A 15,896-nucleotide genomic window follows, 5' to 3' on the forward strand; every position below is an offset into this window, starting at 1 on the left:
TGGTGAGTAGATCAGGTATGGATCTTTCGGAGGTATCCTCAAGATGACCCCACTCCTCACTTCATCACCCTATCACTTTATCACTCATCACTATTCCATTCAATGAAAGCGAAGTTTTGTTATCTTGGCAGCCACTCAATTTTTGATATGACTATTTTAGGAATCTCAGCTTTTTATCATGATTCGGCGGCTTGTATAATTCAGGATGGCAGAATTGTAGCCGCAGCCCAGGAAGAACGGTTCACCCGAAAAAAACATGAGGAAGGATTTCCGTCTAATGCCATTCGGTTTTGCCTGGATTTTGCTGACATTAAGCTCGGGGACCTGGATGCCATCGCTTTTTATGATAAGCCGTTGCTGAAGTTTGAACGCCTGCTGGAAACCTACCTTTCTTTTGCTCCGCGCGGTGTGAAGTCTTTTATAACCGCCATGCCCGTCTGGTTAAAGGAAAAAATGTTCATGAAGCGGGTGATGCACGAGGAGCTTGCTAAAATCGGTGATTATGACCGAAAAGAGCTGAAGCTGCTGTTTCCCGAACATCATCTGAGTCATGCAGCCAGTGCCTTTTATCCATCTCCTTTTGAAGAATCAGCAATCCTCACCATCGATGGAGTGGGAGAGTGGGCCACCGCTTCCATTTGCTCTGGTAAAGGTTCTGAAATCACCATTTACCGGGAGTTAACTTTTCCGCATTCGCTGGGACTGCTCTACTCGGCCTTTACCTATTATTTGGGATTCAGGGTCAATTCCGGGGAGTATAAACTTATGGGGCTGGCACCTTATGGGAATCCGAATTCCAAAATGGTAGAGGAGTATATCTCTAAGATTAAGACAGATTTGATGGAGCTCAATGGCGATGGTTCCATTTATCTGAATCAGGATTACTTTGATTATGCTACCGGACTAAAAATGGTGAAGGAAAAGAAGTGGGAAGAACTCTTTGGCTTCCCAAAGAGGGAAGAAGAAGCGGAGCTGCAGCAGCATGAAGCGAATCTTGCCCTCGCCATTCAGAAAGTAACCGAAGAAGCGGTGCTGAAAATGGCAAAGGAAGCCCGGCGTTTGACGGACTCAAAGAATCTCTGCCTTGCCGGTGGGGTGGCACTGAACTGTGTAGCCAATGGGGCTATTCAGAATGAGGGGATTTTTGATGACATTTATATACAGCCGGCGGCGGGAGATGCAGGTGGATCGGTAGGGGCAGCACTTGCAGCCCACCATATTTATTTTGGGAAAGTCAGGAAGCCCCAGCAACCTGACGCCATGCAGGGCAGCTATTTGGGGCCCGATTTTCACGAATTTGAAATCCTGCAGCAGACCAAAAAATTCAAACCCGTTTATGAGAAATTGGATGAATCAAAGCTCTATCCCAAAGTAGCGGAATGGCTGGATGAAGGGAATGTGGTTGGGTGGTTTCAGGGGCGGATGGAATTTGGCCCCCGTGCCTTAGGTGCACGATCCATTTTAGGTGATCCCCGAAATCCAAAGATGCAGAAAAAGCTGAATCTGAAGATCAAATACCGGGAATCGTTCAGGCCATTTGCTCCATCGGTGCTTGCAGAAGATGCAGGACAATTTTTCGAGTTGAAATCAGACTCACCGTATATGCTTTTGGTGCAGGAGGTGAAAGAGGAGCATCATAAAGAGTTGCCGGAAAACTATCACCAACTACCACTCAGAGAAAAACTGGCCTTTGAGCGTTCTGCTTTTCCTGCCATTACTCACATCGATTTTTCAGCTCGTATTCAAACGGTCCATCAAGAAACGAACCCAAGATACTGGAAGCTGTTAAGTGCATTTAAGGAACGTACCGGAGTGGGGATGGTGGTTAACACCAGCTTTAATGTTCGGGGTGAACCGATTGTATGTACTCCGGAAGATGCATATCGGTGTTTTATGAATACGGAAATGGATTATCTTGTGATTGGCAATTATGTTTTTGATAAAGCTGAGCAGCCTGAGTGGGAGAAGGATATTAGATTTGAAAAGGATTGACAGCATAAATTGTAAATTCCGACGCAGAGCGTCAGGAACCAGTTAGTTTATTAATAAAGTTGAGATGAATGCACATACAGAAACTGAATAATTAATCACTCTGGATCAGAATATTTACATAGTAGTTTTGTAAATGAATCTCGTTCCTGACGCTCTGCGTTGGAACGAAAAAATGTTGGATAATATGGAAACACTGAAAGATTTATGGAACTTCATGAAGCAGCGGAAGAAATTCTGGCTGGCTCCGGTTATCATTGTGCTGCTTTTACTCGGTTTTCTAATTGTGATTGGAGGCGGTTCATCCATCGCTCCATTCATTTATACCCTGTTTTAATATGCTGGAACCTCGATCTCTCGAATTTATCAAGGAAGATCCGTCAACACCCAAAACACAGTTGGTGATTGTAACCGGGCTTCTGGTACTGGCCGCTATCTTTGATAGTGAAGTCATCGCCTACCTTGCATTAGTAGTTGGGCTGTTGTCTTTTATCCCGCCTATTGGCAATATAATGGTTTGGGGATGGTACAAGCTGGCCGAAGGACTGGGTTGGTTCAATTCCCGGGTATTGCTATCGCTGGTTTATTATTTCATCGTGACGCCCATTGCCCTGTTGTTTCGATTGTTCGGGAATGATCCGCTGCTGCTGAAAGACACTAAAGGAAGTATGTATAACTGCCGCGAACATACTTACACGAAAGAAGACCTGGAAAACCCGTGGTAAAGAGAATAGTTTTAGTTGCTGTACTTGCGCTTATAGGTATCAGTTCCGGATTTGCACAGCATAAAATTGGGCTGAACATTGAAGCAGGACCGAATTTTGGCAACATCATTCAGAATGAAAGCAAAGAATATGAATCAAATTTCGGTTCAGGATTTCAGGGAGGTGTGGGGCTGACTTACCGGATCTATTCCAAAGTTCACATCCAGACAGGTATTGGGTTTTCGCAGGTGAATTTGAGCAGAGATTATGATTCAGATCCATATCAAGGGCAGGGAGGACCTCAACTTCCGGCAATCATCCCTATGAAGTACGAATTTATGCTGATTGATGTGCCGGTAGAAGCCGGTTACTCGTTGTTGTTTGGTGATGTTGAGGTAGGTTTTCATGGGAGCCTTCGTCCCACATTTGTAACTGCGGTAAATAACGAACGTTACTTTTTCCAGGATGAAGACGGGGTTGCACAATTAGAGCTGGATATCTCGGATGAAATGAAACCTTTCATTTTGGTGGGAGAAGCCGGAGTTCAAATCCGCTATAGCCTGGACGAAAATACATCGGCTTTTGGTGGTTTTAAAGCTGGCTATGATCTAACCGGTATTCAAAAAAATAACGCCGGTAACGGACACCTGTTTCGGGCCGGATTTACATTAGGCCTGGCAATCAGCCTGAATTAACTTTCTTCCTCTACTTTCTCCAGGCTGACGGCATTCATGCAATAGCGAAGGCCGCTGGGCTCAGGTCCGTCGGGAAAAACATGCCCCAGATGCGCATCACACACATTGCAAAGAGCTTCTATCCGTACCATGCCATGTGAGGAATCCATTTCATACTTGACGGCACTTTCTTCTACAGGTTGGGTAAAAGAAGGCCATCCGGAGCTGCTTTCGAATTTAGAAGTCCCGTCAAAGAGTTCGGTACCACAGCAAACGCAGGCATATAAGCCGGGATCAAAACGGTAGCACATGTCGCTGGATCCGGGGCGTTCCGTCCCTTTCAACCGTGTGATGGCGAATTGTTCATCCGTGAGTTCCTGTTTCCATTCTTCCTCGGTCTTCTCAACTCTGCGGCTTGGATCGGGATTACCGTTTTTTGCAAATTCCTTTAGGTCTTTCCAGGTAAGCATTCTTAAGCGTGTTTAAATCAATTTATAGTATCCACCGGACGTGCAATCATGATTCCGGTATTTTTTGAATTTGGTTTGAGGAAGGAACTCAGCGGCTCATCAGAAACTTCAACCTTAAGATTCGATTGTGAAGCATGCATCAGGTGGAGTTTGCCGTCAACTTCTACCAGAACACCAACGTGAGCTACATCCAGACCTTCAATGCTGGTTGTAAGCCCTATGATATCCCCCTCACGTAACAGATGCATTTTGTCTTCAATTTCTTCCTTGGGGATATAGAAATAATTTTTACCGGAGATTTCCTTCTCCTGATCAGCAACAACAGAAATGAAAGCAGGGTTTCGTTGAAGGTGCTTGTAACTATCAGGGTGCGTTGACATAAAATTAACTTCCACATCAAGCGGAGCACCAAAACTGTCGGCCGGGGTGGTAACAAGATTGTTGGCTGCATTATTATAAATCCAGTCGCTGAAATAGTGCAGACGGGTAGGGTAATCTCCTTTCTTCCCATCACGATACCGGATTTTTTCAAGTTCCTGAGTGTATCGTTCAAAGGTTGCCTGATCAGATTTTAAGGTTCGAGCCAAAGCAAGGAGGTTTTCTGCATAGGTAGTGCAGTCCAAATCCCTCAAATTGACAATCAGCTTTTCTTGGTCGGTTACTTCCATGGCATGTGCTACATACTCATTCCCCAAAAAATACCGCCCGATATCCGGAATCAGCTTATGGATGGGCTGATCTTTTTGGGGCTCAAACTTTTGGATGATGTCCGAAAAGATGGCAACATCCTGCTGCGTATATACAATATCATCAGGCAGTTTTTGCTCTAAAGTATCGGTATTCTGGGCATAAGTATGGCCGCTTAAAGCGACAATAAGCACTACCAGGGAAGTCAGGTTTGTTTTCACAACTATGGGATTTGATTTCGCTGTTCTCACCAATAGTAAGAATTAATTTGGTAACAGATTATTGTGTTTTGTTTGATTCAGACTTCTCAAGCAACTCATCTACTTCTTTACCTGAAATCTCCTCTTTTTCGAGAAGCAGATTGGCGACTTTATCTAATACTTCCCGGTTTTCTTTAAGTGTTTTCAGGGCACGGTTGAATGCCTCTTCTGATATTTTCTGAATCTCTTCATCAATTTCGCGGGCGGTGGAATCGCTGTATTCCCGCTGGCGACTCATATCCCTTCCAAGGAACACTTCCTGTTCTTCGCTCCCGAAGGAGACGTGTCCGAAACGGTCGCTCATGCCTAAGTCCAGTACCATTTTTCGGGAAAGTTTAGCGACCTGCTTCAAATCATCCTGAGCTCCACTGGTGGATGTTTCAAAAATGAGGTCTTCAGCAGCTCTTCCACCCATTATTACCGCTAATCGGTCAAGGAGATATTCTCTTTTATAAATGTATTTCTCTTTCTCGGGCAGCTGCTGGGTTACGCCCATTGCTTTACCCCGGGGTATGATTGTGACCTTGTGGATGGGATCGGAGTGGGGCAAAATAGCAGCCACCAAAGCATGACCGGCCTCATGATAGGCCAGCATTTTCTTCTCGTCGTCATCAATGGTGATTCCATCTCGTTCAAGTCCCATAAGGACTTTATCACGAGCCTGGTCGATATCATTCATCACAATTTCCTTCCGTTTATTTCGGCCGGCATACAGCGAGGCTTCGTTAAGCAGGTTTTCCAGATCGGCTCCGCTGAACCCGGGTGTACTCCGGGCAATCTGCTCTAAATCCACGTCTTCTGCGAACGGCTTTCCTTTGGCGTGAATTTTAAGGATCTCGTGCCGGGCCGATTGCTTGGGCAAGTTTACGGTGATTCGCCGGTCAAAGCGTCCGGGCCGAAGCAGCGCTTTATCCAGAATATCCGGACGATTAGTTGCGGCCATAACCACCACGCTTTCGGTAGGCTCAAAACCGTCCAGCTCGGAGAGTAATTGATTCAGGGTCTGCTCGCGCTCATCGTGTCCACCGCCAAGACCGGCACCGCGTCTTCGGCCAATGGAGTCAATTTCATCAATAAAAATAATGCTGGGAGAGGTTTTCTTCGCTTTTTCAAACATATCGCGGACCCGCTTAGCTCCAACCCCAACAAACATTTCCATGAAATCGGAACCGGAAATACTGTAAAAGGGAACATCGGCCTCACCCGCTGCGGCTTTAGCCATCAGGGTTTTACCGGTACCCGGAGGCCCCACCATCAGCAAACCCTTGGGCAGTTTGGCTCCGATTTCCTGAAACCGGTCCGGTTCTTTTAAAAACTCTATAATTTCCTGAAGCTCTTTTTTGGCATTGTCGAGGCCTGCCACATCATCGAAGGTGGTGTCTTGTTTCTCAGGTTCCTGTAGCTTGGCTTTGCTTTTCCCGATGTTGAAAATTCCCTGGCTTTGAGATTTCATCCGCTGGTAAAACATGAAGCCCATAAATAAAATGAACAGTATGGGAAGGGTGATCAGGACGATATACCACCAGTCGTAGTCAGATTCGGGTCGGGCGGAAACAGCTACGTCATATTTCTCAAGTTGGGCGTATAAATTGTCATCACCAAAAGAGGGGATGTAGGTGGAGAAGTTTTTTGACTGAAGGGTATCATCCGCAGATACATTCAAAACCTGCGGAGACTTGAATTCTCCCTGTATATAGTCTCCCTGAACCCGGACGCGTTCTACATTTCCATTATTAAGTTGTTTTCTAAACTCGGAATATTCTATTTCAGCGGAGCCAGTGAAGCCATCTCCAGACATATACCAGTTATAAAGCAGTGCAATAACAATCAGCCAGAGCAGGGCGCTGGTCCAGCTGAAATTACCCGGTCTTTGTTGGGGAGACCATTTCCCGGTTTTCTTTTTCTTTTCTCTCTGCTTTTCCTGTTTTTCTTCAGACAAATCAGGTGTTGTTTGATGATTGTTCCAGTAAAAAGTAAAAGGTGTTGTATTTGCACCATTTAGAACAATGAAAGAGGCCGGTTTAGTTTCTTTAAACTATAACAGCCTCGATTTATCCGAACCGGGTAATTAAATATCAGTTTATAACCTGCCGGAGCCGGCGATCACTTCAGTAAATCAAAAATCTTCCCGGCAAATGCTTTGGCTGCTTCCGGTGATTTCCCCTCTGAGTAAATACGGATAATAGGTTCGGTATTTGATTTCCGAAGATGAACCCAGCCTTCTGCAAAGTCTATTTTCACCCCGTCAACGGTGTTGGGATCCAGGCTGGAGAAGTGTTCCTTAACCATTTCGAGCACTTCATCAGCATCTTTGCCAAGCTCATCCAGCTGGATTTTATTCTTGCTCATGAAGTAATCCGGCAGCGTGGCTCTGTATTCGGATGAACTCATGTCTTTTTCGGTAAGCAGCTGCAGCACCATGGCTATTCCGACCAGTGCATCCCGCCCGTAATGCAGATCCGGACAAATAACTCCGCCGTTTCCTTCACCACCAATAACGGCATCTTGTTCCTGCATCACTTTTACTACGTTAATTTCACCTACTGCAGAGCGGTAACAGGTTTGGTCATACTCGCGGGCAACATCATCAGAAACCCGGGATGAAGACAGGTTGGTGGCACAAGGGCCGGGCTTTTTGTTTAGTATAAAATCAAAGGCTGCGGCTTGGGTATATTCTTCTCCAAAAAGCTTCCCGTTGTTATCTACCAGGGCAAGCCGGTCGGCATCGGGATCGGTTACCACTCCCAGATCAACCTGTTTCTCTTTAACCAAATCACAGATTTCGGTGAGATGTTCGGGCAATGGTTCCGGGTTATGGGGAAACAAACCGTTAGGGGTGCAGTGGATTTTATGAACCGTTTTCACTCCCAGTTTTTCTAACAGCCTTGGGATGGCTTCAGAGCCGGCGCCGTTTACTGCATCAACGGCCACAGAGAAATCCCTGTCAGCAATTTTGTCAGCATGGATGTATGGTAGGTCTAATATCTTTTCGATATGGTGATCCAGTAAATCTTCGTCCTCCCGAATAACGCCAATTTTATCGTACGGCTGATATTCAAACTGCTCACTTTCCGAAATGCGAATAACTTCATTCCCCTGATCGGCATCGAGGAATTCACTTTTGCTGTTCAATAATTTGAGGGCATTCCACTGAGCCGGATTATGGCTGGCAGAAATAATGATTCCACCGGCGGCTTTATGTTTCAGGACGCCCATCGCAACTGTAGGAGTAGGCACAACGCCTACTTTGATCACATCGCAACCTACGGAAGCGAGGGTGGCCGCGATAATGTCTTCACAAATTTTACCTGTCACGCGGGAATCTCTTCCCACAACAACGGTTCCGCCTTTCAGCCAGGTACCGTAGGCAGCTGTAAATCGGGTTAAGTTTTGCGGGGTGAGATCGGTTCCAAAAATGCCCCGGATGCCCGAGACGGATATCATTAATGCCATGATGAATTAGTTTCTTCTTGAGTTTAAAATTCGTTCGAGTTGCTGCTTCCACTGCTGAATGCCGGGATAGTTGGGATTGAGTTCAATTAACCGGTTCGCAATTTCCAGCGCTTTATCAAATTCACGATTGGTTCCATAAGCCCCGGAAAGATTATACAACATTTGCGGGTCTTTGGGATTAATTTGCCGGGATTCTTCCAGGAAGCGGATAGCTTCTTCCGCATTACCCTTGTTCAGCTCAATAGAGCCCAGCATTTTGGTGATGAAAGCCTCACGGGGAGCCAGTTCATAAGCTTTCCTCAGATAAGGTTCTGCATCAGTAAAATTATTTTGATTAATCAGCAGCCGGGCGGCAAAAACGTAAGGAGAGTCGTTCCAGGGTTGATTTCGAATCAGCCCTTTGTATTCAAGCAGCGCTTTGTCAATCTTGCCCTGATTTTGATAGTAATTGCCCAGCTCCACCTTGGCTGCATCCCACCGAGTGTTTTTATGAACCACTCCGAAGGCGAGGCTGTCAACCATTCCTTCCGGCTCATAATTAAACTGGTAGGGAGTTTCTCTGCCGTCAATCACAAAAGGAAATCCTTGCTTAAGAGTTCGAAGCCGGTGGTGCACAATTCTGTTGTCGAAGTCCGAGATATACATCTCATCAAAGTAAGAATCGGGGTTTAATTTCTCCGGTGAAGCAAATCCCTGTTCTGCCAAGTCACCCAACAGGGATTCCGCAAAACTTTTTCCCATCAAAAAATATCCTCTTTGGTTGGGATGAAGGTGTTCCAGCATCAGGCTGTTGCCAATGATGCCATCCGGAGAGGCTTCTTCAAAAGCACCATGAACCGGAACCAAAGTTGTATTGGGATAAGAAGCGGGCAGTGAGTTTATGATCTTGTTGATATCCGAAGGAGCCCTGAATTTAAGTCCGTCCAGATCTTTGGCGTACTCAAACTGCTCTTTGGCTGCAGTGGTATCTCCGCTTTGGTACAATGAGGTTGCCTTCCTGTAAATATCGTTTGCGGGAGGATTTTGATCCTCTTCAATTGAAACAAAAGGCGACTGGTCTTTTACGTTACTGGAAATGGTTGAGAGATAAACCGGTACATCCGCATCGGCAAACTTTTGAACGATCGCTTCCATGTTACTCCGAAACTGAATCATAGCCAGTTCATATTCGGGTCCGTTCAGCTCTATGGATTGATCGCTTATTATCCGCTCCATAAGCGTGCCGGTGGTTGGCTCCTCATCACTTAATGTTGTTGCGATCCACTGTCCGAAATTCACAATCATTTCCCGCAACAGCATGAAAGTTTTGTAACGCTGAAGTTTTAAATAAAAACGAACAAAACCCGGAAATGCACCCAGGTTTTCGTTGGAACCTACACCAAGAGCCCCGTAAAATTCATTATGGCCGGCATAAATCATTACAGCATCCGGTTTCTGTTCCAGGATTTCATCCACCTGATCGAAAAGGGTGTACGTGCTGATGGCTGAGGTTGCCACGTTCACAACTTCCACTTTGCGGTCGGGCATGGCGTCGGTCAGCATGTCGTTTACAACCCTGGAGAAGGTTCCGTTATATCCATAAGGATATCCCGCTGCACTTGAACCGCCCATGGCAAAAACCCGAAAAGTATCCTCCGGTTTTTCCTGAAGAAATACATCGGAAGAGGGATTTGGAATGGTTTTGGTGTAAAAGAAATAGCGGGCCGCAAAATTCGGATTGGGTATATAGTATTCATCCTGTGGAATGTTCGGGTCAATGAACAGTTCCGTATTGCCCATGTAATCAACTCCGCGCAAAACGACTTCTAAAATGATAAAGAAGAGAACAGGGATGGATAACGTGATGACGTAGAAAGCGGCTTTCTTTTTAAACGGAAGAGGCTCGCTGATTTCATCGATATAAGACTGAACGTCTTCCTCACTCTGATTTAATTTTTCAGCAATATCGGCAGCACTTTTCTTATTGTGATGCTTCCGGATGTATGCTTTTGCCTTATTGGTCAGGGACATGCTTATCGGGCTGGAATCCAGGTTTTTTCTTCTGTTCCGGCTTCTTTGTTTTCAAACCGAGCCAGCACAAACAGGAAATCAGAGAGGCGGTTAATGTACATAATGGCCACTTCTGATATTTCTTCCTCGTGCCGGCATTCTACCGTAATACGCTCAGCCCGGCGACAAACGGTTCGGGCAAAGTGAAGAGTAGAACCGGCTTCAGCTCCACCCGGCAAAATAAAATTCTTGAGTGGCTCTAAGGTTTCTTCCATTTCATCAATGGCTTTCTCCAGAAACTCAACTTCAGATTGGCCAATTCGTTCAATCCGTACTTCTTTGGATTGTGGGGTTGCAAGATCGGCACCCAACACAAAAAGCTGTTGCTGAACAGTTACGATAAGTTCAGCGCCCTTCTCAGATAAACCGTAAGCTGCCGCCATTCCTAATATTGAGTTCAGTTCATCCACAGTGCCGTATGCATCTATACGCTTAGAGCTTTTGGAAACACGCTGCCCGCCAAAGAGGGAAGTGTTGCCGCTGTCGCCTTTCTTGGTGTAAATTTTCATAACATCCTTTTTTTAGAAAATAGGGGTTTGATTGGTAAGGTGCATTAATTCGGAAAAAGTGATAGCTTCAATTTCAAACTTACAGAGAGTAGGGACAAAATGAGGTATGCATTAATAGTTTTCTGGTTTCTCATTGTTTTCCATTCAGCTTGCCGGGCTCAGTCACAACAAAATTATGAAAAGCTCATATCCGTAAATGGTACAGAGCTATATGTGAAGGTGATGGGGGAAGGGGAGGCCCTGATGGTGCTACATGGAGGTCCGGGCTTTAATCATGATTATTTTCTTCCCTATTTAACTCCTCTGGCAAAGCACTTCAGGCTTATACTATTTGATCAAAGGGGAATGGGCAGGTCGTCTACGAATCTGGATTCAACCTCTTTTTCGATAGACTACCTGGTTGATGATATTGAAGCCCTGAGAACCGAACTGGATCTGGATGCAATACATCTGCTGGCTCACTCCTGGGGAGGAAAATTGGCCATGAAATATGCCATTAGGTATCCGGCTTCGCTGAAGTCATTGATTTTAAGTAATACCGTTGCACCCTCCTCAGAATTTAATGAGGCTACTTTTGCTGCTTTTTCAAAGCTAAATGAACGCCAGAATTTAGAGGAGTTAAATGCCATTCTAGATAAGATAAGGGGAGGCAACCGGGAAGTAGGGGTGTTTGAGAAATTTACGAAACTTAATTTCAGACCCATGTTTTATGATACCAGCCGGGTTCATGAATTAACACTTAATTTCTCCCAAACCTATTTTGAAACCCAAAGCTTACTGAGTTTACTTCCTCCCCCAAACCAAAGAGAAAACCTGTTTCCTGATTTGGCAAGTGTTGATGTACCCGTTCTGATTATAAGGGGTGAACTTGAACCGACACCTATTCAATCTGACCAAAAATTAGTGGACACTTTTCCTGACGCCCGGTTGATTAATTTTTCTAAAGCCGGCCATTTTCCATTTATTGAAAGGCCTCAAGCTTTTAAGGACAGTTTAACGGAGTTTATCAATAAAGTTGAAGCTGGACGATAATTGCTAACCGGCTACATAGCTTTCTTTGCCCTTTTCAAAACGGATATTCAAATGTTCTCTTCCTTCAAGTTCTTCTTCAAAAGGCAAGGCTGAGCCTATCGGGCATGCCACCTTCAGGGTGATGTGTTCCAGGTATTCAGATTCTCTGATATGCAACTCATACCGGCTTATGAGTTGTTGAATTCCATTTTCTTCCGAGTAGGGATAACGAATAGTAAATAGCCGGACCGGTTTAATTGAAACTAAGGAGGCTGCTTCGAGACACTGCCTGGCGGCCAGTCCGTAAGCTTCAATTAATCCGGACTTCCCAAGCTTAGTGCCGCCATAATACCTGACCACAACAATTCCTGCATTTATAACCTCAAATGATTTAAGATGATTCAAGATAGGGAGGCCTGCGGTACCGGAAGGCTCACCATCGTCGGTGCTGAATTCTTTGGGTTGAGCCGGGTTCATTCTCCAGCCATAACAGTGATGCGTGGCATCCGGGTATTTGGATTTCAGCGTATCCAACTGATCTGAAAAGGCGTCTTCCGTTTCGGCCGGAAACAGAAAGCCGAGGAACTTGGAACCTCGCTCACGAAAACTGCTTTCAATGGAATTTTTTATGCTAAACATGGTCTTGGCTTAATGTGCAGCAAAGGTAGCAGGTGTATAGGCGAAAGTCATGTTTCAAATGCAAAATCCGCGAGCGGAGTCAGAGGTTCACGCAAACAAGTGGGCTTTATGGTATTAGAAGATTATGCAACCAATGAAGGGTTTATTTAGAAGTAATCTGCCTTGTTATTCAGACTGGAAAAAGCGATTTTCACGGCGCAGTCAGGCTTTGTTGAAGTTTCACTATAAATTGAAACTAAGCTCAGTCAGCCGCTGTTTTATTAGCACAAATTGAAATTATCTAAGACGCAATTACATGCCTTCTCTTATTAAAGCACTGAATTCTCAGGTGGGCCGAAAAATCATGACCGGTATCACGGGTATCGGGCTTATGTTGTTTTTGATCGGACACCTTGTTGGTAACCTCACAATCTTTGGGGAATCTCAAGCATTTAATGTTTACACCTATACACTGGAAAGTTTAGGGCCTCTCCTTTACGTAATTGAAGCCGGCCTGGCATTCTTTTTTCTTTACCATGCAATTTTAGGTATTTCGATTTGGCTTCAGCGCAGAAAAGCCCGGCCGGAAGGATATGATAAGTATCAAACCAAAGGCGGCCCCAGCCATCAGTCGCTGGCTTCCAGAAGCATGATCTGGACAGGAATCATCATTTTGGTATTTCTGGTATTTCATATCATGCATTTTAAATTTGGATTATTCAGTCCTGACGAAGGCACAGTAATTCTTGAGTCGGCTGGTGGGGTTGAAGCAAGAAATTTAAGGGCATTGGTTATTGCAGAATTCCAGAAACCACTGGTAGCATTTGGCTATATAGCGGTACTTGCGCTGGTTATTCTTCACCTGTCTCACGGAGCCTGGAGTGCATTCACATCCCTGGGGATGAAACACGGTGAAACTTCCAAGAAAGTTCAGCTTGGGGCCTACATCTTTGCCATCGTGCTAATGTTGGGCTTCATTTTTATCCCGCTGTACATTTTTCTGACTGGCGGACAAGGATCACTCATCGCTTATTGAGGGCCACAAAACACTAAATCACAAAATTTTAATGTATAGTTTACAAGCAGATAGAATTACCCCGATTCCTGACCGACTTGAAGAAGTTGGAAGAGAAGTGGTAGATGCTGCTTACAAAGTGCACAAAAATTTAGGGCCTGGTTTACTGGAAAAAATATACGAAGCTTGTTTAGTACACGAGCTTGGGAAGAAAGGATTGAAAGCCGAAAGGCAAGTTCCTGTATCTATTACATATGATAATATAAAATTTGATGAAGGACTCAGATTAGGTGTTTTAGTAGAGGATGAAATAATTTGTGAATTAAAGGCTGTTGATAAAGTAAATCCGGTTTGGGAAGCACAAATTATAAGCCATCTGAAATTGACAAAAAAGAGATTAGGCTATTTGATAAATTTTAATGTTAAAAATATCGGAAGAGGTATAAACCGTTTTGTTGTGTGACTTTTAAAACATACAACATTCGAGTTTTAGAGCTTTCGTGGCGAAATAATCGATTATGAAATTAGATTCAAAAGTACCCGGCGGACCGTTAGAAGAAAAATGGGATAAGCACATCAAGGACATCAAATTGGTGGCGCCCAACAACAAGCGGAAATTTGAAATTATTGTTGTAGGAACCGGATTAGCTGGTGGCGCTGCAGCAGCCAGTTTTGCTGAGCTGGGCTACAATGTAAGAAGCTTCTGTATTCAGGATTCAGCCCGGCGTGCCCATAGTATTGCTGCCCAGGGTGGAATTAATGCTGCCAAGAACTACCCGAACGACGGTGACAGTATTTGGCGGCTTTTTTATGATACCATTAAAGGAGGCGACTATCGTTCTCGCGAATCTAATGTGTATCGCCTTGCCCAGGTATCCAACGAGATTATTGATCAGGCCGTCGCTCAGGGTGTTCCATTTGCCCGAGAGTATGGGGGTAACCTGGCTAACCGTTCTTTCGGTGGAGCACAGGTGTCGCGAACATTTTACGCACGTGGACAAACCGGACAGCAGCTGTTGCTTGGCGCTTATCAGGCGATGATGCGTCAGGTACACAATGGAAATATCAAATACCACCCACGCCACGAAATGCTGGATGTGGTTGTGATTGACGGACAAGCCCGCGGAATCATTACCCGTGATCTGGTTTCCGGTGAACTAAACAGATATGAAGCCGATGCAGTTGTACTTGCAACCGGCGGTTACGGAAACGTATTCTACCTTTCCACGAATGCAAAAAATTCGAACGTAACAGCCGCATGGAGAGCTCACAAACGAGGAGCTGCTTTTGCAAACCCATGTTACGTTCAGGTTCACCCAACCTGTATTCCGGTTTCCGGCGACTATCAGTCAAAACTGACACTGATGAGTGAAAGTTTGAGAAATGATGGCCGGGTGTGGGTGCCGAAGAAGAAAGGGGATGATCGCCATCCGAACGATATTCCTGAAGACGAACGATATTACTATCTCGAAGAGCGTTACCCAAGTTTTGGTAACCTTGTGCCTCGGGATGTGGCTTCCCGTAATGCCAAGATGGTTTGTGATGATGGATTGGGTGTTGGTGAAACCGGCCTGGCTGTGTATCTCGATTTCCGTGATGCCATCAAGCGTGACGGTCGTGACACCATTGAAGCCAAGTATGGTAACCTTTTTGAGATGTACGAAAACATCGCCGGTGAAAACCCATACGAACGGCCCATGAGAATCTATCCGGCTGTTCACTACACCATGGGCGGCCTTTGGGTTGATTACAACCTGCAGACAACCATTCCGGGACTTTACGCTGCCGGTGAAGCAAACTTCTCCGACCACGGCGCAAACCGACTCGGTGCAAGCGCATTGATGCAGGGACTTTCGGACGGATATTTCGTTCTGCCTTATACCATTGGTGATTACCTGGCCAAACAAGAGCCGGGCAAACGATATGGAACCGATCACGAAGCTTTTGAGGAAGCCGAAAATGCAGCTCAGTCTCAAATTGACAAGCTCCTGAATATTGATGGTGACCGTACAATTATTGACTTCCACAGATCATTAGGTAAGATCGTTTGGGATAAAATTGGAATTGCCCGAAATGCCGAAGGCTTGAAATCTGCCATTGAGGAGATTCGAGAACTCCGGGAAGAATTCTGGAAGAATGTGAAAGTACCCGGAGAGAAAAACAATTATAACAAATACCTGGAATTCGCCGGTCGTGTAGCCGATTTCTTTGAATTGGCAGAGTTGATGGCTGAAGATGCGTTACAGCGTGAAGAATCAGCCGGATGTCACCTCCGCGAAGAGTATCAAACCGAAGAAGGGGAAGCCTTGCGTAATGATGAGGATTTTTCATACGTGGCTGCCTGGGAATACAAAGGCCTGAATGGCAAACTGGAAGAAACCCTTCATAAAGAGAATCTTGAATTTGAATTCGTTGAGCTAAAACAACGCAGTTATAAATAGAGCCACTAAATCACGA

14 protein-coding genes and 1 pseudogene are annotated in these 15,896 nt (G+C 45.1%); 8 read left to right on the forward strand and 7 right to left on the reverse strand.

The window, feature by feature from the left end; genetic code table 11:
• Positions 1 to 147 precede the first annotated feature (147 nt).
• The 4 genes from JJ941_RS00735 (at position 148) to JJ941_RS00750 (ending at position 3,388) form a co-directional block, all read left to right on the forward strand.
• Positions 148 to 1,992 carry a carbamoyltransferase gene (locus JJ941_RS00735; protein WP_290960997.1) on the forward strand — a complete coding sequence of 615 codons (1,845 nt, stop codon included), beginning with the start codon at positions 148 to 150 and terminating at the stop codon, positions 1,990 to 1,992.
• A gap of 184 nt (positions 1,993 to 2,176) precedes the next feature.
• Positions 2,177 to 2,326 (forward strand): DUF5989 family protein, encoded by a 150-nt coding sequence (locus JJ941_RS00740; RefSeq protein WP_020403364.1) that lies wholly within the window; start codon positions 2,177 to 2,179, stop codon positions 2,324 to 2,326.
• Between the two features lies 1 nt (position 2,327).
• The gene (locus tag JJ941_RS00745; RefSeq protein ID WP_290961001.1) at positions 2,328 to 2,714 is read left to right on the forward strand and encodes an SxtJ family membrane protein; all 387 of its coding nucleotides are present in this window, start codon (positions 2,328 to 2,330) and stop codon (positions 2,712 to 2,714) included.
• Entirely contained in the window at positions 2,708 to 3,388 is a 681-nt protein-coding gene (locus tag JJ941_RS00750) for an outer membrane beta-barrel protein (RefSeq protein ID WP_290961004.1), read from the forward strand. The genes JJ941_RS00745 and JJ941_RS00750 overlap by 7 nt, the downstream gene beginning before the upstream one ends.
• Here the strand turns inward: JJ941_RS00750 and msrB are convergent.
• From msrB to JJ941_RS00780, 6 genes and pseudogenes are all read right to left on the reverse strand, one after another.
• The gene (msrB, locus tag JJ941_RS00755; RefSeq protein WP_290961007.1) at positions 3,385 to 3,837 is read right to left on the reverse strand and encodes a peptide-methionine (R)-S-oxide reductase MsrB; all 453 of its coding nucleotides are present in this window, start codon (positions 3,835 to 3,837) and stop codon (positions 3,385 to 3,387) included. The genes JJ941_RS00750 and msrB overlap by 4 nt on opposite strands.
• Positions 3,838 to 3,854: 17 nt before the next feature.
• Complete coding sequence (locus JJ941_RS00760; RefSeq protein ID WP_290961011.1) at positions 3,855 to 4,745, reverse strand: N-acetylmuramoyl-L-alanine amidase-like domain-containing protein; 891 nt, start codon at positions 4,743 to 4,745, stop codon at positions 3,855 to 3,857.
• Between the two features lie 88 nt (positions 4,746 to 4,833).
• Positions 4,834 to 6,723, reverse strand: a pseudogene (gene ftsH, locus JJ941_RS00765) (ATP-dependent zinc metalloprotease FtsH); the annotation flags it as partial.
• A 164-nt stretch (positions 6,724 to 6,887) separates the two neighbouring features.
• Positions 6,888 to 8,237 (reverse strand): phosphoglucosamine mutase, encoded by a 1,350-nt coding sequence (glmM, locus tag JJ941_RS00770; protein WP_290961017.1) that lies wholly within the window; start codon positions 8,235 to 8,237, stop codon positions 6,888 to 6,890.
• A 6-nt stretch (positions 8,238 to 8,243) separates the two neighbouring features.
• The gene (locus JJ941_RS00775) at positions 8,244 to 10,247 is read right to left on the reverse strand and encodes a tetratricopeptide repeat protein (protein WP_290961020.1); all 2,004 of its coding nucleotides are present in this window, start codon (positions 10,245 to 10,247) and stop codon (positions 8,244 to 8,246) included.
• 2 nt (positions 10,248 to 10,249) lie between these two features.
• The gene (locus JJ941_RS00780) at positions 10,250 to 10,795 is read right to left on the reverse strand and encodes a cob(I)yrinic acid a,c-diamide adenosyltransferase (protein WP_290961023.1); all 546 of its coding nucleotides are present in this window, start codon (positions 10,793 to 10,795) and stop codon (positions 10,250 to 10,252) included.
• Positions 10,796 to 10,894: 99 nt separating this feature from the next.
• On the opposite strand from JJ941_RS00780, the gene JJ941_RS00785 reads away from it, so the two are divergent.
• Positions 10,895 to 11,827: an alpha/beta fold hydrolase gene (locus JJ941_RS00785; RefSeq protein WP_290961026.1), complete on the forward strand. Its 933-nt coding sequence runs from the start codon at positions 10,895 to 10,897 to the stop codon at positions 11,825 to 11,827.
• Between the two features lie 3 nt (positions 11,828 to 11,830).
• On the opposite strand, the gene JJ941_RS00790 is transcribed toward JJ941_RS00785, so the two are convergent.
• Entirely contained in the window at positions 11,831 to 12,445 is a 615-nt protein-coding gene (locus tag JJ941_RS00790) for a YigZ family protein (protein WP_290961029.1), read from the reverse strand.
• 295 nt (positions 12,446 to 12,740) lie between these two features.
• Between JJ941_RS00790 and JJ941_RS00795 the strand changes: the two genes are divergently transcribed.
• Genes JJ941_RS00795 through JJ941_RS00805 form a run of 3 tightly spaced genes read left to right on the forward strand, consistent with a single transcriptional unit; the run spans position 12,741 to position 15,880 of the window.
• Positions 12,741 to 13,460 carry a succinate dehydrogenase cytochrome b subunit gene (locus JJ941_RS00795; protein ID WP_290961032.1) on the forward strand — a complete coding sequence of 240 codons (720 nt, stop codon included), beginning with the start codon at positions 12,741 to 12,743 and terminating at the stop codon, positions 13,458 to 13,460.
• Positions 13,461 to 13,491: 31 nt separating this feature from the next.
• Positions 13,492 to 13,902 carry a GxxExxY protein gene (locus JJ941_RS00800; RefSeq protein ID WP_290961034.1) on the forward strand — a complete coding sequence of 137 codons (411 nt, stop codon included), beginning with the start codon at positions 13,492 to 13,494 and terminating at the stop codon, positions 13,900 to 13,902.
• Between the two features lie 55 nt (positions 13,903 to 13,957).
• On the forward strand, positions 13,958 to 15,880 hold the full coding sequence (locus tag JJ941_RS00805; protein ID WP_290961037.1) for a fumarate reductase/succinate dehydrogenase flavoprotein subunit: 1,923 nt from the start codon (positions 13,958 to 13,960) through the stop codon (positions 15,878 to 15,880).
• Positions 15,881 to 15,896 lie beyond the last annotated feature (16 nt).

Origin of the sequence: Gracilimonas sp., from assembly GCF_017641085.1 — a bacterium.
GTDB lineage: Bacteria > Bacteroidota > Rhodothermia > Balneolales > Balneolaceae > Gracilimonas.